Raw genomic sequence first — 20,995 nt, 5'->3', positions numbered from 1 at the left:
GGGCGGGGTTGTGCGGGGGGGGGGTGGCGGGTTGCGGGCCGCCCGGGGGCGGCGGCCGCGGCCCGCGGCGCCCCCCCCCCCCCCCCCCCCCCCCCCCGACGGCGCCGAGCACGCCGCGGCGGCCGTCGCGGCCGGCGCGGTGCTGGTCCTCGCCGAGCGGGAGGTGCAGGTGCCCGCCGGGACGGCCGTCGTCCTCGCCGACGACGGCGTGGCGGCCCTGGGCCGCCTGGCGGCCGGCGCCCTGCGCCGGCTGCGCGAGGGCGCTCGCGGCCCGGTGGTCGTCGGGGTGACCGGCTCGCAGGGCAAGACGACGACCAAGGACCTGCTGGCGCAGGTGCTGGCCCCGCTGGGCCCGGTCGTGGCCCCCGCGGGCAGCTTCAACAACGAGATCGGCGCGCCCCTGACGGTGCTGCGCGCCGACGAGCGGACCGCCGCCCTCGTCGTGGAGATGGGCGCCCGCGGGCTGGGCCACATCGCCGCGCTGTGCGAGCTGGCGCAGCCGAGCGTCGGCGTGGAGCTCGTCGTGGGCGCCGCGCACGCCGGGGAGTTCGGCTCCCTGGAGGTCACGGCGCGGGCCAAGGGCGAGCTCGTCGAGGCGCTGCCCGCCGAGGGCCTCGCGGTGCTCAACGCCGACGACGACCGGGTGGCCGCGATGGCCGCCCGCACGCGGGCGCGGGTGCTGACCTTCGGCCGCTCCGCGCACGCCGAGGTCCGCGCTCAGGACGTCGTCCTCGACGAGCGGGCGCGGGCCGGGTTCACCCTGGTGCGCGGCGACGAGCGCGCGGGCGTGCAGCTGCGCCTGCACGGCGAGCACCAGGTGACCAACGCCCTGGCCGCCGCCGCCGTGGCGCTCGGCCTGGGCCTGCCGCTCGCCGGCGTCGCCGCCTCGCTGAGCGCCGCCGAGACCGTCAGCCCGGGGCGCATGCAGGTCGTGGAGCGCGCCGACGGCGTCACGGTCGTCCACGACGCCTACAACGCCAACCCCGACTCGATGCGGGCAGCGCTCAAGGCCCTCGTCGGCATGGCCGGCGGGCGGCGCACCTGGGCGGTGCTGGGGGAGATGCTCGAGCTCGGCCCGGCCTCGCGCGACGAGCACGACGCGCTCGGGCGGTTCGTGGTGCGCCTGGACGTCGCGCAGCTGCTGGTCGTCGGGGCCGGTGCGCGCCCGCTCTACACCGGTGCCGTCATGGAGGGCTCCTGGGGCGAGGAGGCCGCGTTCGCCGACGACGTCGACGCGGCGCTGGAGTTCCTGCGCCCGCGCCTGCGCAGCGGTGACGTCGTCCTGGTGAAGTCCTCGCAGGGGGCGGGCCTGGCCCGCCTCGCGCTGGCGCTCACCGCCGACCCGCTCACCGACCCGACCACCGACCCGACCACCGACCCGACCACGACCACGGAGGCCCCGGCGTGAGGACCGTCCTCATCGCGGGGGCCTTCTCCCTCGTCGTCGCCCTCTTCGGCACGCCGCTGTACATCCGCTGGCTGGTGCGCCGCGGCTACGGGCAGTTCGTGCGCGACGACGGGCCCACGAGCCACCACACCAAGCGCGGGACCCCCACGATGGGCGGCACCGTCATCATCCTGGGCGCGCTGCTCGCCTACGGCGCTGCGCACCTGTTCACCGGGGCGCCGCCGACGGCCTCGGGGCTGCTGGTCCTCTTCCTCATGACCGGCCTGGGCGTCGTCGGGTTCCTCGACGACTTCATCAAGATCTCCAAGCAGCGCAGCCTCGGCCTGCGCCCGCGGGCCAAGCTGGCCGGCCAGGGCCTGGTCGGCATCGTGTTCGCGGTCCTGGCGCTGCAGTTCCCGGACGGGCGCAAGGACGGCGCGACCCCCGCCTCGACGCACGTGTCCGTGCTGCGCGACACCCCGCTGGACCTCGCGTTCGCCGGCGCGGCCGTCGGCACCGTGCTGTTCGTGCTGTGGGCGCTGTTCATCACCTCCGCCATCAGCAACGGCGTGAACCTCACCGACGGCCTCGACGGCCTGGCCACCGGGGCGACGACGCTGGTGCTGGCCGCCTACGTCCTCATCTGCACGTTCCAGTCCAACCAGAGCTGCTACGTGCTCACCGAGGTCGAGGCGCGCTGCTACGAGGTGCGCGACCCGCGCGACCTCGCCGTCGTCGCCGCCGCCGTCATGGGCGCCTGCTTCGGCTTCCTGTGGTGGAACGCGAGCCCGGCGAAGATCTTCATGGGCGACACCGGCTCGCTCGCGCTGGGCGGTGCGCTGGCCGGCCTGGCGATCCTGTCGCGCACCCAGATGCTGCTCGTCGTCCTCGGCGGCCTCTTCGTCATCATCACCCTGTCGGTGGTCCTGCAGGTGGGCTCCTTCAAGCTCACCGGCAAGCGCATCTTCCGGATGGCGCCGCTGCAGCACCACTTCGAGCTCGCGGGCTGGGGCGAGGTGACGATCGTCATCCGGTTCTGGATCATCGCCGGGCTGTTCGTCTCGCTCGGCCTGGGCGTCTTCTACGCGGAATGGGTCACGGGGGCATGAGGGTCTTCGACAGCTGGCTGGGCAACCCCAGCCCCCGCGCCGACGACACCGACCGGGTGCGCGAGCTGCGCGACGCCGGATCCCGCTGGTCGGGGCTGCGCACGCTCGTCACGGGCATCGGGCTGTCCGGCTTCGCCGCGGCCGACGCCCTGCTGGAGGTGGGCGCCGAGGTCACCGTCGTCGACGCCGCCACCGGCGAGGGCCCGCACGAGAAGGCGCAGCTGCTGCAGGTGCTCGGCGCGCACGTCCTGCTCGGCCCCGAGCACGTGCAGGCGCCGCCGCGGCCGTGGGAGGCCTACGACCTCGTCGTCACCTCCCCGGGCTGGCACCCCGACGCGCCCCTGCTCGTGGGGGCGGCGCTGGCGGGCGTGCCCGTGTGGGGCGACGTGGAGCTCGCCTGGCGGATGCGCCCGGCCACCGGCGCCGCGCCGTGGCTGACGCTGACCGGCACCAACGGCAAGACGACCACCGTGGAGCTGCTGGCCTCGATGCTGCGCGCCGCCGGGCTGCGGGCCGCGGCGGCCGGCAACGTCGGCACCCCGCTCGTGGAGGCGCTGCGCCACCCGGAGGCCTACCAGGTCCTCGCGGTGGAGCTGTCCAGCTACCAGCTGCACTGGCTGTCCACCGACACCGCCGCCTCGCTGCGGCCGCTGGCCTCGGCGGTGCTCAACGTCGCACCCGACCACCTCGACTGGCACGGCTCCCTGGACGCCTACGCCCGGGCCAAGGGCCGCGTCTACGAGAACACCGAGGTGGCGTGCGTCTACAACCTCGCCGACCCGCGCACCGAGGAGCTCGTGCGCGAGGCGGACGTCGTCGAGGGCGCGCGCGCCGTCGGCTTCACCACCGGCGTGCCGCGCATCGGGACGCTCGGGCTGGTCGAGGACGTCCTGTGCGACCGCGCCTTCGTCGAGCAGCGCGCCACCAGCGCCGCGGAGCTGTGCTCGCTGGACGACCTGCGCCCGGCCGGCTCGCAGGACCCGGTGCCCCCGCACGCCGTCGAGAACGTGCTGGCGGCGGCCGCGCTGGCCCGCGCCGCCGGGGTCGGCCAGGCCGCCGTGCGCGACGGGGTCCGCGCCTTCACCCCCGCCCCGCACCGGGTCGCCACCGTCGCCCGGGCGGACGGCGTGCACTGGGTCGACGACTCCAAGGCGACCAACGCGCACGCGGCGTCCGCCTCGTTGGCGGCCTTCGACCCCGTGGTGTGGATCGCCGGGGGACTAGCCAAGGGCGCCCGCTTCGACGACCTCGTGGCCGCCCACCGCGACCGGCTGCGCGCCGCGGTGCTCATCGGCGCCGACCGGCAGCTGCTGCGCGAGGCCCTGCAGCGACACGCGCCGGATGTCCCGGTCGTCGAGGTCGACCTCCCGCAGACTGCAGGCGTGCCCGCCTCCGACACCCCGCCGGCCGACGCCCTCATGGACGCCGTCGTCGAGCGCGCGGCCGCCTCTGCGCAGCCGGGGGACACCGTGCTGCTCGCCCCGGCGTGCGCCTCCTTCGACCAGTTCACCTCCTACGGCCACCGCGGTGACGCCTTCGCGGCCGCGGTGCACCGCCGCCTCGGGCGCCGGGAGCGCTGACGTGGCGCTGACCGGTCCCCAGGCGCGGGCGCGCTCGGCCGGTGCCCGCCCGGCGTCCCGCCCGGCCGCCGGCTGGCGCCGCCCGGCGTGGCTGGAGGCGACGGGGGAGTGGGTCCGCGAGCGCGCCCGCCTGCTGGACTCGCCGCTGGCCACGCACCACGTGCTGCTGGCCACGACGTCCGTGCTCGTCGTCATCGGCCTCGTCATGGTGCTCTCCAGCTCCAGCGTGGAGTCGCTCACCGAGTACGGCTCGCAGTTCTACTACTTCCGGCGCCAGGCGATGTTCGCCGTCCTGGGGGGCCTGGCCCTCGTCGTGGCCAGCCGCCTGCCCGCCACCGCCTGGTCGCGGCTGGCCGTGCCGGCCCTGTTCGGCTCGGCGCTGCTGCAGCTGCTCGTCTTCGTGCCCGGCATCGGTCGCGTCGTCAACGGCAACCGCAACTGGATCGCGATCGGCCCGGTCAGCGGGCAGCCCTCCGAGGCCGCCAAGCTGGCCCTCGTGCTGGCGCTCGCGCTGGCGCTGACCCGGCGCCGCGAGCGGCTGCACGAACCGCTGCAGCTGCTCGGCGCGCTGGCGCTGCCCACCGGCCTGACGATCGGCCTGGTCCTGCTCGCCCGCGACCTCGGCACCGCGCTGGTCATGATGACGATGGTCGTGGCGGTGGTGTGGGCGGCCGGCGTCCCCGCGAAGTGGTTCGCCCTCGCCGGCGGTGCCGGTGCGCTCGTGGCCACGATCGCCGTGCTCACCAGCAGCAACCGCCGCGACCGCGTGCACGACTGGCTGTTCGGCGCCGGCGACACCGCCGAGGCCATCCAGGGCCTGTCGTGGCAGCCCGTGCAGGGCAAGTACGCGCTCGCCTCCGGCGGCTGGTGGGGGCTCGGCCTGGGCGCCAGCCGGGAGAAGTGGTCCTGGCTGCCCGAGGCGCACAACGACTTCATCTTCGCCGTCATCGGCGAGGAGCTGGGCCTGCCCGGCACGCTGACCATCCTGGTGCTCTTCGCCGTCATCGCCCTGGCCTGCCTGCGGCTGGTGCGCCGCTCCGAGCAGCTGTTCACCAAGCTCGCCGTGGCCGGCCTGGCCGCCTGGGTCCTCGGGCAGGCCTGCATCAACGTCGGCGTCGTGCTGGGCCTGCTGCCGGTCATCGGCATCCCGCTGCCGCTGATCTCCTACGGCGGCTCGGCGCTGGCGGTCACGCTGCTGGCGATCGGGGTGCTGCTGTCCTTCGCCCGCGCCGAACCCGGCGCCCCGGAGGCCCTCGCGGCCCGCGAGTCGGTCATCTCCCGCTCGCTGGCCGTCCTGCCGCGCCGGACCGGTGCTCCGGCGCCGAAGAAGCGCACGACCGCACGGAAGGCTCCTCGGTGAACGTCCTGCTCGCCGGTGGCGGCACGGCGGGGCACGTCGCCCCGCTGCTGGCCACCGCCGACTGCCTGCGCCGGCGCGACCCCGGCACCCGCGTCCTGGTCCTCGGCACCGCCGAGGGCCTGGAGTCGCGCCTGGTGCCGCAGCGCGGCTACGACCTGGCGCCGGTGCCGCGCGTGCCGCTGCCGCGCCGGCCCTCCGCCGACCTGCTGCGCCTGCCGGGACGGCTGAGCTCGGCGGTGGCCGCCGCCCGGCGGGCGATCGAGGACGTCGGGGCCGAGGTCGTCGTCGGCTTCGGCGGCTACGTGGCCGTCCCCGCCTACCTCGCGGCCCGGCGCGCGGGCGTGCCCGTGGTCGTCCACGAGCAGAACTCCCTGCCCGGCATCGCCAACCGCCTCGGCGCCCGGTGGGCGCGCAGCACCGCGGTCGCCTTCCCCGGCACCCCGCTGGCCGGCGCCGTGCACACCGGCATGCCGCTGCGCACCGAGATCACCGCCCTCGCCGCGGCCGGCGACCGCCCCGCGCGGCGGCGGGCGGCGCGGGCCGGGCTGGGCCTGGACCCGGACCTGCCGACGCTGCTGGTGACCGGCGGCTCGCTGGGCGCCCAGCGCCTCAACGACGTCTTCGGCGCCTGCGCACCGGACCTGCTGGGCGCCGGGGTGCAGGTCCTGCACGTCAGCGGCCGCGGCAAGCGGGTGCCGCTGCCGCCGCTGGAGGACGCGCTCGCGGGCCGCTACGCCGTGCGCGAGTACGCCGACGCGATGGACACCGCCTACGCCGCGGCCGACCTCGTCGCCTGCCGCAGCGGGGCGGGCACCGTCAGCGAGCTGACGGCGCTGGGGTTGCCCGCGGTCTACGTGCCGCTGCCCATCGGCAACGGCGAGCAGCGGCGCAACGCCGAACCGGTCGTCGCCGCCGGCGGCGGCCTGCTCGTGCCCGACGCCGAGCTGGACGCGGCCTTCGTCCGCGAGCGGGTGCTGCCGCTGCTGGGCGACGCCGCGGCGCTGGACGCCGCCGCGCGGGCGGCCGAGGCGTTCGGGGTGCGCGACGGCGACGAGCGGCTGGCCGACCTCGTCGAGGCGGCGGCCCGGTGAGCGCGACCACCCCCGCCCCCGTGGCCGTCGCCGACCTCGGCCGCGTGCACCTGCTCGGCATCGGCGGTGTCGGCGTCTCCGGCGTCGCCCGGCTGCTGCGGGCGCGCGGCGTGCAGGTCTCCGGCACCGACGCCGCCGACTCCGAGACGCTGCACCGCCTGGCCGACCTCGGGGTGCGCGTCGTCGTCGGGCACGACCCGGCCAACCTCGGCGACCTCGGCCCCGGCGACACCCTCGTGGTCAGCTCCGCGGTGCGCCCGTCCAACCCCGAGCTGCTCGCCGCCCGCGAGCGGGGCCTGCGCGTCCTGCACCGCTCGCAGGCGCTGGCGGCCCTCATGACCGGCCGGGCCGGCATTGCCGTTGCCGGCACCCACGGCAAGACGACGACGTCGTCGATGCTCGCGGTCGCCCTCACCGAGGCCGGTCTGGACCCCTCCTACGCCATCGGCGGCGAGCTGACCGGCGGCAGCGACGGCGGGGCGCGCGAGGGCGCCGGGCCGTTCGTCGCCGAGGCCGACGAGTCCGACGGCTCCTTCCGGGCCTACGCGCCGGTCGTCGACGTCGTCACCAACGTGGAACCGGACCACCTGGACCACTACGGCACGCCGGAGGCCGTCGTGGCCGCCTTCGAGGAGTTCGTCGAGCGCCTGCAGCCGGGCGGGCTGCTCGTGGCCTGCGCGGACGACCCGGGCGCCCGGCGGCTGGCGCAGAGCGCCCGCGGGCGCGGGGTGCGGGTGCGCACGTACGGCACGGCCGCCGACGCCGACGTGCGGCTGGAGCGGGTGCGCGACGGCGCCCGGCCCTCGGCGCTGCTGCACGAGGGCGCGGACGCGGTCGGCGAGCTGCGCCTGCGCGTGCCGGGCCGGCACAACCTGCTCAACGCCGCCGCCGCCTACGCGGCCGCGGTGGAGGTCGGTGCCGGTCCCGCCGCCGTGCTGGCGGGGCTGGCCGCCTTCGGCGGCGCCCGCCGGCGCTTCGAGCACAAGGGCGAGGCCGCCGGCGTGCGCGTGGTCGACGACTACGCCCACCACCCCACGGAGGTCGAGGCGCTGCTGCGCGCCGCCCGCCCCGTCGCCGACGGCGGTCGGGTGGTGGCGGTCTTCCAACCGCACCTGGTCAGCCGCACCAGGGCCTTCGCCGCGGAGTTCGGCCGCGCGCTGGGGCTGGCCGACGACGTCGTCGTCCTGGACGTCTACGTGGCCCGCGAGGACCCGGACCCGGCCGTGACCGGGGAGCTGGTCGCGCGGGCCGTGCCGCTGCCGGCCGAGCACGTGGCCTTCGTGCCCGAGCGCGCGGGCGCGGCCGCGGCCGTGGCGGCGCGGGTGCGCCCGGGGGACCTGCTGCTGACGATCGGGGCCGGCGACGTGACGCGGGTCGGCCCCGAGGTGCTCGAGCTGCTGGCGGCGCGCTGATGGCCCGTCCCACCCGGCCGCGCCGCCCACCGGCCCCGCCCGTGCCCCCGGCCGCCGCCGCGCCGCCCACCGGCTCCGGGGCCCCGGCGCCCCGCACCTCCGGCAGCCCCCAGCGCCGCCGGGCGGTGCGGGCGGCGGGTGCCGCCGGGACGCCGGTGGGACGGGCGCCGGCCGGGCGCACGCCGGCCGGGCGGTCGGCGGGCGGCCGTCCCGCGGTGCGGCCGGTGCGGCCGGCGTCGTCGGCCCAGGGTGCCGGCGCGGCTCCCGCGAAGGCGGCGCGCTCGGCGCGCATCGCCGAGCTGGCCGACCGCGCCGGCGCCCGGCGGGCGCACCGCTGGCGTCCGGGCCGGCGCGCGCTGGCGGCGCTGGCGGGCCTGGTGGCGCTGTGCGCGGCGGCGGGCTGGGTGCTGCTGGGCTCGCCCTGGCTGCGGGTGGAGCAGGTCCGCATCACCGGCACCGAGCGCACCGACCGGGCCGCCGTCGAGGCGCTCGTCGAGGACGTCCGGGGTGCCGCGCTGGCCGGGGTGAGCACCGGCTCGCTGGCCCGGCAGGTCGAGAGGCTGCCGCTGGTCGCCTCCGCGGACGTGACGCGCTCGTGGCCCTCGACCCTGCTGGTCACCGTCCACGAGCGCCAGGCCGTCGCCGCGGTGCCCTCGCGCACGGGGGGAGTGGACCTCGTCGACGGCGACGGCACGGTCCTCGTGCACGCCGAGGCCCCGCCGCCCGGCGTGCCGGTCCTCGACGTCGACGTCGACGCCGCGGGTGCGCAGGCGCTGCAGGCGGCCATCGCGGTCAACGGCTCGCTGTCGCCGCAGGTGCGCTCGCTGGTGGTCTCCATCGCCGCGACCAGCCCGGACGCGGTGAGCCTGCAGCTGGCCGACGGTCCCCGCGTCACCTGGGGCGACGCCTCGCGCCCGGAGCGCAAGGCGGAGGTCCTGCTGCGGCTGCTGCAGGAGCCGGCGGTGGCGGCCTCCAGCGCCGTCGACGTCTCCGCCCCCGACTTCGCGACGACCACGCCGTGACCACCGCTGCGTGACGGCTCGGTGACCACGAGTTGATCACGACGCGGTCCCGGACCGGTCACGGCGGTCCCACCCCCCGCTGAGCGCGTCCGATCCGGGGTGTTCGCGCGACACGCCGAGCCGTCGGTTGCAGTTCACCCTCATCGCTCCCTACGGTCACCACCCAGCAGGAAGTGACATAACGTTGACCCTCTACTTGAGGGTCAGGGTTCGCAGCAGCGCTCCAGACAGCGAGATTCGGCGAAAGAGGCGAGAGGCACTCGACGTGGCAGCTCCGCAGAACTACCTAGCGGTCATCAAGGTCGTCGGCGTCGGCGGCGGCGGGGTGAACGCGGTCAACCGGATGATCGAGGTCGGCCTCAAGGGCGTCGAGTTCATCGCCGTCAACACCGACGCCCAGGCACTGCTGATGTCGGACGCCGACGTCAAGCTCGACGTGGGCCGCGAGCTGACCCGCGGCCTCGGCGCGGGCGCCGACCCCGAGGTCGGCCGCAAGGCGGCCGAGGACCACGCGGAGGAGATCGAGGAGGTGCTCAAGGGCGCCGACATGGTCTTCGTCACCGCCGGCGAGGGCGGCGGCACCGGCACCGGCGGCGCGCCGGTCGTCGCCCGCATCGCCCGCTCCCTGGGCGCCCTGACGATCGGCGTGGTCACCCGGCCCTTCACCTTCGAGGGCCGCCGGCGGGCCAACTCCGCGGAGTCCGGCATCGCCGAGCTGCGCGACGAGGTCGACACCCTCATCGTCATCCCCAACGACCGGCTGCTGTCCATCAGCGACAAGCAGGTCAGCATCCTGGACGCCTTCAAGTCCGCCGACCAGGTGCTGCTGTCCGGTGTCCAGGGCATCACCGACCTGATCACCACCCCCGGCCTGATCAACCTCGACTTCGCGGACGTGAAGTCGGTCATGCAGGGCGCGGGCTCGGCCCTCATGGGGATCGGCTCGGCCCGCGGCGACGACCGCGCCGTGCAGGCCGCGGAGTCGGCGATCTCCTCGCCGCTGCTCGAGGCCAGCATCGACGGCGCCCACGGCGTCCTGCTGTCCATCCAGGGCGGCTCGGACCTCGGCCTCTACGAGATCAACGAGGCCGCCCGCCTCGTGCAGGAGGCCGCGCACCCGGAGGCCAACATCATCTTCGGCGCCGTCATCGACGACGCCCTCGGCGACGAGGTCCGCGTCACGGTCATCGCGGCGGGCTTCGACAGCGGCAGCCCGCTGCGCCGCCGCGACGAGCGCGCCCTGGGCCAGGTGCCCCAGGTCCCCGCCGGCCGCCCTCAGCAGCAGGGCAGCGCGGTGCCGCCGCGCGCGGCCCGCCCGGACGGCTGGGGCGCCCCCTCCCAGCAGTTCGCCCCCTCGCAGCCGCAGGCCCCGCAGGTGCCGCAGGCCCCGCAGCAGCCCCAGCAGCCGCAGTACGCCCCCGCGCAGCCGCAGCAGCCCGCCTACGCGCAGGCGCCCGCCCAGCCGGTTCAGCACCAGCAGCAGCCGGTGCAGCAGCAGGCCCAGCACCAGGCCCCGCAGGAGCAGCCGGTGGCCCAGCAGCCGCCGCAGGTCGTGCCCGGCGAGGACCCGGTGCAGGTCCCGCGGATCATCGAGCTGCCCCAGGACACCGCGGGCGCCCGCCGGCCGGTGCGCCAGCGCGTCGAGGAGGACGACCTCGACGTGCCCGACTTCCTCAAGTGAGGTCGGGGCGGCTCTGACGACCGTGCTCGACGTCCCCGTCCCGCTGCTGGACGCCGGTCTGCCGGCCGGCGTCCGCGGCGGGTTCACCACGCGGGCGGGCGCCGCGGGCGCCCCGCCCTTCGCCGGGCTCAACCTCGGCGACCACGTGGGCGACGACCCGCAGCGGGTGGCCGCCCACCGCGACGCCCTGCGCCGCGCGGTCGGAGCCCACGCCCTCGTGGTGCCCGAGCAGGTCCACGGCGCCGACGTGGTCGTCCTCGACGGCGTGCCGGCGCGCCCGCCGCGCGCCGACGCCCTGGTCACCGCCGTGCCGGGGCTGGCGCTGGCGGTCGTCGTCGCCGACTGCGTGCCGGTCGTGCTCGCCGACCCCGCCGCCGGCCTGGTGGCCGTGGCCCACGCCGGCCGGCCCGGTCTGGTGGCCGGTGTCGTCCCCGCGGTCGTCGCGGCCCTGCGCGCCGCGGGCGCCCGCGACCTCGTCGCCGCGCTCGGACCCTCCATCTGCGGCGGGTGCTACGAGGTGCCGCCGGCCATGGCCGACGAGGTCGCCGCCCGGGTCCCGGCGGCGCGGGCCCGCACCCGCCGCGGCACCCCGGCCGTCGACGTCCCCGCCGGCGTCCTCGCCCAGCTCGCCGACCTCGGCGTCCCCGCCCGCCGCACCGAGCGCTGCACCAGCGAGCACGAGGACCTCTACTCCTACCGCCGCGACGGGCGCACCGGCCGCAGCGGGGCGGTCGTGGTCCTGGCGTGAGCGGCGCGGACGCGGTCCGTGCGGACGGGGACCCGGTGACCACCCCCGAGCGCACCGACCAGCTGCGCGCGGGCCTCGAGGCCGCGCGCACCCGGGCGGCCGACGCGGCGCGCGCCGCCGGCCGGGCGCCGGAGGAGCTGACGCTCGTGGTCGTCACCAAGTTCTTCCCGGCCGCCGACGTGCGCGCCCTGGCGGCGCTCGGCGTGCGCGACGTGGGCGAGAACCGCGACCAGGAGGCGTCGGCGAAGGCCGCTGCCCTGCGCACCGGCGTGCCGGACCTGCGCTGGCACTTCATCGGCCAGCTGCAGACGAACAAGGTGCGCTCGGTCGTGGGCTACGCCGACACCGTGCACTCCGTGGACCGCGCGAAGCTGGCGGCGGCGCTGGGCGCCGAGGCCGCCAGGGCGGGGCGCCCGCTGGGCTGCTTCGTGCAGGTCGACCTCGCCACCGCGCTGGGGCAGCCGGTGGACCCCGGCCGGGGCGGTGCGGCGGCGGCCGACGTGCCGCGCCTGGCCGACGCCGTCGCGGCCCAGCCGGCGCTGCGGCTGCGCGGTCTCATGGCGGTCGCGCCGCGCGGCGCGGAGCCCGCCGCGGCCTTCGCGGCGCTCGCCGGGCTGGCCGAGCGCGTGCGCCGGGAGCACCCGGGCGCGCGCGAGCTGTCGGCGGGCATGAGCGGCGACCTGGAGCAGGCCGTGGCGGCCGGGGCGACACACCTGCGTGTCGGCAGTGCCATCCTCGGATCGCGACCGCCCGCGCGGTAACGTCACGCGCGTCCCGACCCGCTCCGGCGGGTCGAGCTGACGCCCACGTGGTCCGGTACCCGGTCCACCGACTGGTCAGACAACCGAGCACGATCCCGAGGAGCCTGCGATGGCCGGCGCGCTGCGCAATGCGATGGTCTACCTCGGCCTCGCCGAGGACGACCGCTACGCCGAGGACACCGAGGTCGAGTCGTCGCGCGCCCGCACCGAGGCGGTGCGCGAGGTCCGGCACGAACCGCGGCACGAACCCCGCGTCGAGGTGCGGCACGAGTCCCGCCCGGCGCCCGAGCCGGTCCCCGTCGCCGAGCGCCGCCCCAGCGCGGCCACGGCCCAGGTGACCCCCATCAGGAAGCAGGTGGCCCACGTGGTTCCCCCGTCGAGCCCCGTCTCCTCCGGTGCGGGTGAGCTGCACCGGATCACGACGATCCACCCGCGCACCTACAACGAGGCGAAGACGATCGGGGAGTCCTTCCGCGACGGCGTCCCGGTGATCATGAACCTCACCGACATGGACGACTCGGACGCCAAGCGCCTCGTGGACTTCTCCGCCGGGCTGGTCTTCGGCCTGCACGGTTCCATCGAACGGGTGACCAACAAGGTCTTCCTGCTGTCGCCGCAGAACGTGGAAGTGGCCACGCAGGAGGAGGAGCGCCCCGCCGAGCGCACCTTCTTCAACCAGTCGTGACGGTGGGGGTCGGCGCCGTGCGTCAGGCAGGATGAGGACGTGGCCGTCCTCTTCAAGCTCCTCGAGCTCGTCGTCTTCCTCTTCTTCATCTGCCTCATCGGCAGGCTCGTGCTCGACTGGGTGCAGGCGCTCTCGCGCGAGTGGCGGCCGCGCGGCGTGGTCCTCGTCCTCGCCGAGTCGGTCTATACCGTCACCGACCCGCCGCTGAAGGCCCTGCGCAAGGTGCTCCCGCCGCTGCGCCTGGGAGCGGTCCAGCTGGACCTGGCCTTCCTCGTGCTGGCGATCCTGTGCTCGATCCTCATGCCCACCCTGGACGGTCTGGCGAACAGCTTCGCGCAGGCCTGAGCCGCCCGGCCCGCCGCTGCGGGCGCGGCGGTGGCGGTGCGCTGGTGGTGCTCTGGTCCGGTGCGCGAGGGCCGGTGGGGTGCGCCGTCGTCCGGAGCGCGGGCGATCACGTCCGCTACGGTGGGGCCGAGTTCGCCGTCCGTCGGGGGCGGTCCGTCAGCGAAGGTGCGTGCCATGCCGCTCACTCCCGAAGACGTCGTCGAGAAGCGCTTCAACCCCACCCGGGTCCGCGAGGGGTACGCGCAGGACGAGGTCGACGACTTCCTCGACGAGGTGGTCGCCGAACTGCGCCGGCTCAACGCCGAGAACGCCGAGCTGCGCGGTCAGCTCGACCAGTGCCGGGCCCGCGTCTCCGAGCTGACCCGCGCCGGTGCGGGTCAGGTGCCCGCGGAGCAGGCGGTGCCCGCCGCCGAGCCCGCCCCCGCCGAGCCCGCCCCCGCCGAGGCCGAGCCGGCTCCGGTCGCCGCCCAGCCGGCGCCGGTCGCCGCCGCCGAGCCGGCACCCGAGCCGGCCGCAGCGCCGGCCGCACCGGCGGCAGCCGGCGGGGACGACGCGTCCGTGCGCGCGGCCGGGGTCATCGCCCTCGCGCAGCGCCTGCACGACGAGTACGTGCGCGAGGGCGAGAGCCGGCGCGACGCGCTGCTGGCCGAGGCCGAGGAGCAGGCGCAGCGCGTGGTGGCCGAGGCCGAGGTGCGGCGCGAGCGGACCCTGGGCGACCTGGAGAGCCGCCGCCACCAGCTCGAGGACGTCATCCGCCAGCTGCACGGGCGGGAGACGACCTACCGCGAGCAGCTGGAGCACTTCATGGCCGGGCAGCTGGAGGACCTGCGCCGCCTCGAGCGCGTCGTCCCCGACGAGGCCGTCAGCCGGTAGGCCCAGCGACCGCCGGCCGCCCCTTCCCGACAGCCGCCGCCCCCCGACGGGGCGGCGGCTGTCGTGCGCCCAGGTCCTCCGGGCAGCCGAACATCGGCAACTTTCCGTTTCCGGTTGCTTACACAGGGTGATAGTCCCTAGTGTCTCCCGCACGCGGCACCCGGCCGTGACGAGATGGAGGGGGGACCACAGGTGCACGGGACGACGGCAGGGACGGCGACGGCGGGCGCGGCGACGCGGATCACGGGGCACGGGCACGCCAGCGGACGGGCCGCGCGCGCCGCGGCGGTGCGCGAGCTGCCGGTGCGCGACAGCGAGGAGGCGTGGACGCCTGCCGAGCTGGAGGACGTCCGCCAGGAGCTGCAGGCCGAGGTGGACCGCCTCACCCACCAGCTCGACGACGCCACCTCCTCCTTCTCGGCGCTGGTGCGCTCGGGCGGCGAAGGGGCCGGTGACGACCAGGTCGACCACGGCGCGACGACCGCGGGTCGCGAGCACGAGATGACCATCCTCAACAACGCCCGCGACCTGCTGGAGCAGACGCAGCGCGCCCTCGTGCGCATGAGCTCCGGCGCGTACGGGGTCTGCGAGTCCTGCACCGGCGCCATCGGCAAGGCCCGCCTGCAGGCCTTCCCGCGCGTCACGCTCTGCATGTCCTGCAAGTCCCGCACCGAGCGGCGCTGACGCCGCACCCGCACCGGGGGAGTGCCGGTGGCCGCGCCCGGGCGCGCGGCCACCGGCACCGGGGCGGCCCGCCGGCGTGGGACACTCGCTGGGCCATGAGCCGCACCCCCACCCCCTCGCAGCCGCCGGACACCCCGGACGCCCCGGCGTCCGCCCGCCCGCGCCGCACCGCACGGGTCTTCGCCGTCTGGGCCGTCGTCTACGCGCTGGACCAGGTCACGAAGGTGCTCGCCGTCGCGCACCTGGAACCGGGCGTGGTCCGGCCCTTCGTCGGGCAGCTGCTGCAGTTCCACCTCATCCGTAACCCGGGGGCGGCCTTCAGCTTCGCCACCGGCAGCACGTGGATCTTCACCGTCCTGGCCGCCGTGGCCGTGGTGGTCATCGTGCGCCTGGCCCGGCGCCTGCGCAGCGGCGCCTGGGCGCTGGCCCTGGGCCTGCTGCTGGCCGGGGCCACCGGCAACCTCACCGACCGCCTGCTGCGCCAGCCCGGCTTCGCCCGCGGACACGTCGTGGACTTCCTGCAGCTGCCGCACTGGCCGATCTTCAACGTCGCCGACGCCGGCCTGTGCGCGGCCGCCGTGCTCATCGTCGTGCTGGCCGCGCGCGGCACGCAGCTGGACGGCACCCGCGAGCCGAGCGCCCGGCGCAGCCGGGCCCACCAGGAGGAGACCGGTGCCTGAGCTGCGCAGCCTGCCCGTGCCCGACGGCCTCGAGGGGGAGCGCGTCGACGCCGCCCTCTCGCGCCTGCTGGGGCTCTCGCGCACCCGCGCGGCCGAGCTCGCCGCCGAGGGCCTCGTCGTCATCGACGGCGCCCCCGCCGGCAAGTCCGACCGGGTGCGCGCGGGGTCCTGGCTGGAGGTGGAGGTCCCCGACCCGCCGGCGGCGCCCGCGGTCGTCGCCGAGCTCGTCGAGGGGCTGGTGGTCGTGCACGACGACGACGACCTCGTCGTCGTCGACAAGCCCGTCGGGGTCGCCGCGCACCCGAGCCCCGGCTGGAGCGGCCCGACCGTCGTCGGCGGCCTGGCGGGGGCGGGCTACGCCATCGCCACCTCCGGGGCGGCCGAGCGCCAGGGCGTGGTGCACCGCCTCGACGTGGGCACCTCGGGGCTGATGGTCGTGGCCAAGAGCGAGCACGCCTACTCCGCGCTCAAGCGGGCCTTCAAGGAGCGCACGGTCGACAAGGTCTACCACGCGCTCGTGCAGGGCCACCCGGACCCGCTGCGCGGCACCATCGACGCCCCCATCGGGCGCCACCCCGGCGGGGCCTACAAGTTCGCGGTGACCGCCGAGGGCAAGCCCAGCGTCACCCACTACGAGGTCCTGGAGGCCTTCCGGGCCGCCGCGCTGTGCGAGGTGCACCTGGAGACCGGGCGCACCCACCAGATCCGGGTGCACTTCTCCGCGCTGCGCCACCCCTGCGTGGGGGACCTGACCTACGGCGCCGACCCGACGCTGGCGGCCCGCCTCGGCGTGGCGCGGCAGTGGCTGCACGCCGTCCGCCTCGGCTTCGAGCACCCCGGCACGGGGCAGCCGGTGGAGTTCACCAGCTCCTACCCCGAGGACCTGCGGACCGCCCTGGAGCGCCTGGCCGACTGAGCCCGGCCCCGCCCGGCGAGGCGGCCCGGTGCTGTCCGACCCGGCGCCTACGATCGACCCGCACCACCGCCCGACAGCACCAGGAGGCGCCCCCCATGGCATCCGCGGACTCCTTCGTCCACCTGCACGTGCACACCGAGTACTCGATGCTCGACGGTGCGGCGAAGGTGGACGACCTCTTCCGCAGCGCCGCCGAGATGGGGATGCCGGCCGTCGCCACGACCGACCACGGCTTCGTCTTCGGCGCCTACGACTTCTGGAAGACGGCCAAGAAGCACGGCGTGAAGCCGATCATCGGCGTCGAGGCCTACCTGACCCCGGGCACCGCCCGCCAGGACAAGACCCGCGTGAAGTGGGGCGACCAGACCAGCCGCTCCGGCGACGACGTCTCGGGCGCCGGCTCGTACACGCACATGACGATGCTGGCCTCCACCACCGCCGGCATGCACAACCTCTTCAAGATGAGCTCGCTGGCCTCCCTGGAGGGCTTCCTCTACAAGCCCCGCATGGACCGCGAGCTGCTCTCGCAGTACTCCGACGGGCTCATCGCCACCACCGGCTGCCCGTCGGGGGAGGTGCAGACGCGGCTGCGGCTGGGCCAGTACGACGAGGCCCGCCAGGCCGCGGCCGACTACCGCGACATCTTCGGCCGGGAGAACTTCTTCTGCGAGCTGATGGACCACGGCCTCGACATCGAGCGCCGGGTGCAGGACGACCTGCTCAAGCTCGCCAAGGACCTCGACCTGCCGCTGCTGGCCACCAACGACCTGCACTACACGCACGCCTCCGACGCCCAGGCGCACGCCGCGCTGCTGTGCGTGCAGTCCGGCTCGACGCTGGCCGACCCCAAGCGCTTCAAGTTCGACGCCGACGAGTTCTACCTCAAGAGCCCGGCCCAGATGCGCGAGGTCTGGCGCGACCACCCCGAGGCCTGCGACAACACCCTGCTCATCGCCGAGCGCTGCGAGGTGGAGTTCACCGAGTCCACCGGCGCCTACATGCCGCGCTTCCCCTGCCCGCCGGGGGAGAACGAGGAGAGCTGGTTCGTGAAGGAGGTCTGGAGCGGCCTGGCCCACCGCTACCCGGCCGGCATCCCCGACGACGTGCGCAAGCAGGCCGAGTACGAGATCGAGGTCATCACCTCCAAGGGCTACGCGGGCTACTTCCTCGTCGTCGCCGACTTCATCAACTGGTCCAAGGCCAACGGCATCCGCGTCGGCCCCGGCCGCGGGTCGGGCGCCGGCTCGATGGCGGCCTACGCCATGAAGATCACCGACCTCGACCCGCTGCGGCACGGGCTGTTCTTCGAGCGCTTCCTCAACCCCGAGCGCATGTCGATGCCCGACTTCGACGTCGACTTCGACGAGCGCCGGCGCGGTGAGGTCATCCAGTACGTCGTCGAGAAGTACGGCACCGACCGCGTCGCCCAGATCGTCACGTACGGCACGATCAAGGCCAAGCAGGCGGTCAAGGACTCCTCGCGCGTGCTCGGGTTCCCCTTCTCCATGGGCGACCGGATCACCAAGACGATGCCGCCGGCCGTCATGGGCAAGGACATCCCGCTGTCGGGGATCTTCGACCCCAACCACAAGCGGTACTCGGAGGCGGGGGAGTTCCGCGAGCTGTACAAGTCCGACCCCGAGGTCGTGCGGGTCGTCGACACCGCCCGGGGCCTGGAGGGCCTGAAGCGCCAGTGGGGCGTGCACGCCGCCGGCGTGATCATGTCCTCCGAGCCGCTCATCGACCTCATCCCGATCATGAAGCGGGAAGCCGACGGGGCGATCATCACGCAGTTCGACTACCCGACGTGCGAGACGCTCGGGCTGGTCAAGATGGACTTCCTGGGCCTGCGCAACCTGACGATCCTCGACGACGCGCTCAAGAACGTCGTCGCCAACGGCAAGGAGCCCGTCGACCTCGACGCCCTCGAGCTCGACGACAAGGCCACCTTCGACCTGCTCGGGCGCGGTGACACCCTCGGCGTCTTCCAGTTCGACGGCGGGCCCATGCGCTCGCTGCTGCGGCTGATGCGCCCGGACAACTTCGAGGACATCTCCGCCGTCGGCGCCCTCTACCGGCCCGGCCCGATGGGTGCGGGTTCGCACACCGCCTACGCCCGGCGCAAGAACGGCCAGGAACCCATCACCCCGATCCACCCCGAGCTCGAGGAACCCCTCAAGGAGATCCTCGGCACGACCTACGGCCTGATCGTGTACCAGGAGCAGGTCATGTCGATCGCGCAGAAGGTCGCCGGGTACAGCCTCGGCAGCGCCGACCTGCTGCGCCGCGCGATGGGCAAGAAGAAGCGCGAGGTCCTCGACGCCGAGTACGTCGGCTTCGAGAAGGGGATGCTCGACAACGGCTTCTCCAAGGAGTGCGTCAAGGCGCTGTGGGACATCCTCGTCCCCTTCTCCGACTACGCCTTCAACAAGGCGCACTCGGCGGCCTACGGCCTCGTCTCGTACTGGACGGCCTACCTCAAGGCCAACTACCCGGCCGAGTACATGGCCGCGGTGCTCACCAGCGTGCGCGACGACAAGGACAAGTCGGCGCTGTACCTCAACGAGTGCCGCCGCATGGGCATCCAGGTGCTGCCGCCGGACGTCAACGAGTCCAGCGCGAACTTCACCGCCGTCGGCTCCGACATCCGCTTCGGCCTCACGGCCATCCGCAACGTCGGCGCCAACGTCGTCGACGCGATCGTCGAGGCGCGCCGGGAGAAGGGCCGCTACGAGTCGTTCACCGACTTCCTCACCAAGGTGCCCGCGGTCGTGTGCAACAAGCGCACCATCGAGTCGCTCATCAAGGCAGGTGCCTTCGACTCCCTGGGGCACCGCCGGCGCGCCCTGGTCGCCCGGCACGAGGACGCCGTCGACGCGGTCGTCGACGTCAAGCGCAACGAGGCGATCGGCCAGTTCGACCTCTTCGCCGGCCTCGGCGGCGACGACGACGGCGCGGGGGCCGGCGGCTTCCACGTCGAGATCCCCGACCTGCCCGAGTGGGAGAAGTCCGAGCTGCTGGCCCACGAGCGGCAGATGCTGGGGCTGTACGTCTCCGACCACCCGCTCTTCGGCCTCGAGCACCTGCTGGCCAACGCCTCCGACGTGCCGATCGCCTCGCTGCTGGAGGACGAGTCCCGTCCCGACGGCTCGCAGATCACCATCGCCGGGATGATCACCGGTCTGCAGCGCAAGACGACCAAGCAGGGCAACTACTGGGCCATCGTCACCGTCGAGGACCTCGCCGGTGCCATCGAGTGCCTGTTCTTCCCGCAGGCCTACACCGACGTCGCCCAGCTGCTGGCCGAGGACCTCGTCGTCGTGGTCAAGGGGCGGCTCAACCGCCGCGACGAGGTGCCGACCATCTACGCCTCGGGCCTGACGGTGCCGGACGTCTCCTCCACCGACGGCGTGCCGGTGACGGTGACGATGCCGACCTCGCGCTGCACGGCCCCGGTGGTGGAGAAGCTCAAGGACGTCCTCACCACCCACCCGGGGATGACCGAGGTGCGGCTGCGGCTGACGAAGAACGGCGGCGGGGGAGGGGGCACCCTCATGCGGCTGGACGACGCGCTGCGCGTCACCCCCAGCCCGGCGCTGTTCGGCGACCTCAAGGCCCTGCTGGGGCCGACCTGCCTGGCGTGAGAGCCGGGCACCCCGCGCCGGCGCCGTCGCGGGTGCCCGTGGTGCTGCTGTTCGGCCAGCCGCTGGCGGGAGCCGTGGTGGGGGTGCTGTGGTGGGCGCTCACCCGGCACCCGGCGGACTGGCTCGTCGGCGAGCCGGTCGTGGTCTCCAGCAGCCTGTACCCCATCGCGCGGGACGGAGTCTTCGCCGTGCTCACCGGGGTGGTCGGCGCCCTCGCGGGCCTGCTGGTGGCGGCCCGGCCCGGGCCGCGGCCGCTGGTGACCTTCACCGCCGCGGTCGCGGGCGCCCTCGCGAGCGCGCTCATCGCGGCCGGGCTGGGCAGCTCCCTGCCGCCGACGGCGGTCGAGGACCCGGCCCACGTGACGCTGCTGGCGTGGGTGGTCCTGCTCGTCCAGGTCCTCGCGGTGACCGTCGTGGTCGCTGCCGCCACCCTCGTGCAGGCCGCCCTGGACTGGACCCGCTGACCCGCTGACGCCGGGCCGCCGGCGCCCCGGCGCCGCGTCAGCGGGCGATCTCGGCGAGCACCCCGCCGGTGGCGGCGAGCAGGTCCGCCGGCGCCAGCTCCACTTGCAGCCCGCGCTTGCCGGCGCTGACGAAGACCGTCGGCCACGTCGAGGCCGAGGCGTCCACCACCGTCGGCAGCGCGGTGCGCTGCCCCAGCGGGCTGATGCCCCCGACGACGTAGCCGCTGCTGCGCTGGGCCCGCGCCGGGTCGGCCATCGCGGCCCTCTTGCCGCCGGCTGCCGCGGCGAGCGCCTTGAGGTCGAGCATGGCGGCCACGGGCACCACCGCGACGACGAGGGAGCCGTCGACGTCGGCCAGCAGCGTCTTGAACAGCCGCTCGGCGCTCACCTCGACGCCGGCCGCCCGCAGGGCGCGCACGGCCTCCTCGCCGTAGGACGTCTCCGCCGCGCCGTGCTCGTAGGGGTGCACGACGTGCGCGGCGCCGCGCTCGGCGAGCAGCCGCAGCGCGGGGGTACCGGTCTCGGCGGTCTTCCTCTTGGGCACGACCCCTCC

Annotated in this window: 19 protein-coding genes; 18 read left to right on the top strand and 1 reads right to left on the bottom strand. The window is 75.5% G+C overall.

The genetic code is table 11. From position 1 onward, the window contains the following. The first annotated feature begins 10 nt into the window (after positions 1–10). From ACRYM2_RS09125 to ACRYM2_RS09040, 18 genes are all read left to right on the top strand, one after another. Positions 11–1,408, top strand: coding sequence for a UDP-N-acetylmuramoyl-tripeptide--D-alanyl-D-alanine ligase (locus ACRYM2_RS09125; RefSeq protein WP_432521618.1), 1,398 nt, complete (start codon positions 11–13; stop codon positions 1,406–1,408). Then, positions 1,405–2,496 carry a phospho-N-acetylmuramoyl-pentapeptide-transferase gene (mraY, locus tag ACRYM2_RS09120; protein WP_432521615.1) on the top strand — a complete coding sequence of 364 codons (1,092 nt, stop codon included), beginning with the start codon at positions 1,405–1,407 and terminating at the stop codon, positions 2,494–2,496. The genes ACRYM2_RS09125 and mraY overlap by 4 nt, the downstream gene beginning before the upstream one ends. Next, positions 2,493–4,076, top strand: a complete 1,584-nt coding sequence (gene murD / locus ACRYM2_RS09115; RefSeq protein WP_432521613.1) for a UDP-N-acetylmuramoyl-L-alanine--D-glutamate ligase — start codon at positions 2,493–2,495, stop codon at positions 4,074–4,076. Before mraY ends, murD begins: the two co-directional genes overlap by 4 nt. Before the next feature lies 1 nt (position 4,077). Further along, positions 4,078–5,436, top strand: a complete 1,359-nt coding sequence (gene ftsW, locus ACRYM2_RS09110; protein WP_432521612.1) for a putative lipid II flippase FtsW — start codon at positions 4,078–4,080, stop codon at positions 5,434–5,436. After that, positions 5,433–6,527, top strand: coding sequence for an undecaprenyldiphospho-muramoylpentapeptide beta-N-acetylglucosaminyltransferase (murG, locus tag ACRYM2_RS09105; RefSeq protein WP_432521611.1), 1,095 nt, complete (start codon positions 5,433–5,435; stop codon positions 6,525–6,527). Before ftsW ends, murG begins: the two co-directional genes overlap by 4 nt. Further along, entirely contained in the window at positions 6,524–7,939 is a 1,416-nt protein-coding gene (gene murC / locus ACRYM2_RS09100; protein ID WP_432521610.1) for a UDP-N-acetylmuramate--L-alanine ligase, read from the top strand. Before murG ends, murC begins: the two co-directional genes overlap by 4 nt. A 41-nt stretch (positions 7,940–7,980) precedes the next feature. Beyond that, positions 7,981–8,961: a cell division protein FtsQ/DivIB gene (locus ACRYM2_RS09095; protein ID WP_432521609.1), complete on the top strand. Its 981-nt coding sequence runs from the start codon at positions 7,981–7,983 to the stop codon at positions 8,959–8,961. 265 nt (positions 8,962–9,226) lie between these two features. Beyond that, positions 9,227–10,642, top strand: coding sequence for a cell division protein FtsZ (ftsZ, locus tag ACRYM2_RS09090; RefSeq protein ID WP_432521607.1), 1,416 nt, complete (start codon positions 9,227–9,229; stop codon positions 10,640–10,642). Between the two features lie 22 nt (positions 10,643–10,664). After that, positions 10,665–11,390, top strand: a complete 726-nt coding sequence (pgeF, locus tag ACRYM2_RS09085) for a peptidoglycan editing factor PgeF (protein ID WP_432521606.1) — start codon at positions 10,665–10,667, stop codon at positions 11,388–11,390. Beyond that, a complete protein-coding gene (locus ACRYM2_RS09080; protein WP_432521604.1) occupies positions 11,387–12,151 on the top strand; it encodes a YggS family pyridoxal phosphate-dependent enzyme in 765 nt (254 codons plus the stop codon). The genes pgeF and ACRYM2_RS09080 overlap by 4 nt, the downstream gene beginning before the upstream one ends. A 109-nt stretch (positions 12,152–12,260) precedes the next feature. Then, positions 12,261–12,836 (top strand): cell division protein SepF, encoded by a 576-nt coding sequence (locus ACRYM2_RS09075; RefSeq protein WP_432521603.1) that lies wholly within the window; start codon positions 12,261–12,263, stop codon positions 12,834–12,836. A 39-nt stretch (positions 12,837–12,875) separates the two neighbouring features. Next, positions 12,876–13,181 carry a YggT family protein gene (locus ACRYM2_RS09070; RefSeq protein ID WP_432521602.1) on the top strand — a complete coding sequence of 102 codons (306 nt, stop codon included), beginning with the start codon at positions 12,876–12,878 and terminating at the stop codon, positions 13,179–13,181. Between the two features lie 174 nt (positions 13,182–13,355). Continuing rightward, positions 13,356–14,054 carry a DivIVA domain-containing protein gene (locus ACRYM2_RS09065; protein ID WP_432521601.1) on the top strand — a complete coding sequence of 233 codons (699 nt, stop codon included), beginning with the start codon at positions 13,356–13,358 and terminating at the stop codon, positions 14,052–14,054. A 192-nt stretch (positions 14,055–14,246) separates the two neighbouring features. Then, positions 14,247–14,738, top strand: a complete 492-nt coding sequence (locus ACRYM2_RS09060) for a TraR/DksA family transcriptional regulator (RefSeq protein ID WP_432521599.1) — start codon at positions 14,247–14,249, stop codon at positions 14,736–14,738. 95 nt (positions 14,739–14,833) lie between these two features. Next, positions 14,834–15,418 (top strand): signal peptidase II, encoded by a 585-nt coding sequence (gene lspA / locus ACRYM2_RS09055; protein ID WP_432521597.1) that lies wholly within the window; start codon positions 14,834–14,836, stop codon positions 15,416–15,418. Further along, positions 15,411–16,334 carry an RluA family pseudouridine synthase gene (locus tag ACRYM2_RS09050; RefSeq protein ID WP_432521596.1) on the top strand — a complete coding sequence of 308 codons (924 nt, stop codon included), beginning with the start codon at positions 15,411–15,413 and terminating at the stop codon, positions 16,332–16,334. Before lspA ends, ACRYM2_RS09050 begins: the two co-directional genes overlap by 8 nt. A 95-nt stretch (positions 16,335–16,429) precedes the next feature. Then, the gene (gene dnaE / locus ACRYM2_RS09045; protein ID WP_432521595.1) at positions 16,430–19,978 is read left to right on the top strand and encodes a DNA polymerase III subunit alpha; all 3,549 of its coding nucleotides are present in this window, start codon (positions 16,430–16,432) and stop codon (positions 19,976–19,978) included. Next, on the top strand, positions 19,975–20,442 hold the full coding sequence (locus tag ACRYM2_RS09040) for a hypothetical protein (RefSeq protein WP_432521593.1): 468 nt from the start codon (positions 19,975–19,977) through the stop codon (positions 20,440–20,442). The genes dnaE and ACRYM2_RS09040 overlap by 4 nt, the downstream gene beginning before the upstream one ends. Before the next feature lie 37 nt (positions 20,443–20,479). On the opposite strand, the gene ybaK is transcribed toward ACRYM2_RS09040, so the two are convergent. Next, positions 20,480–20,986, bottom strand: coding sequence for a Cys-tRNA(Pro) deacylase (gene ybaK, locus ACRYM2_RS09035; RefSeq protein WP_432521591.1), 507 nt, complete (start codon positions 20,984–20,986; stop codon positions 20,480–20,482). Positions 20,987–20,995: the final 9 nt, after the last annotated feature.

The organism is Kineococcus aridisoli (assembly GCF_050871885.1).
GTDB lineage: Bacteria > Actinomycetota > Actinomycetes > Actinomycetales > Kineococcaceae > Kineococcus.
This window is presented reverse-complemented; position numbering and strand designations above follow the sequence as displayed.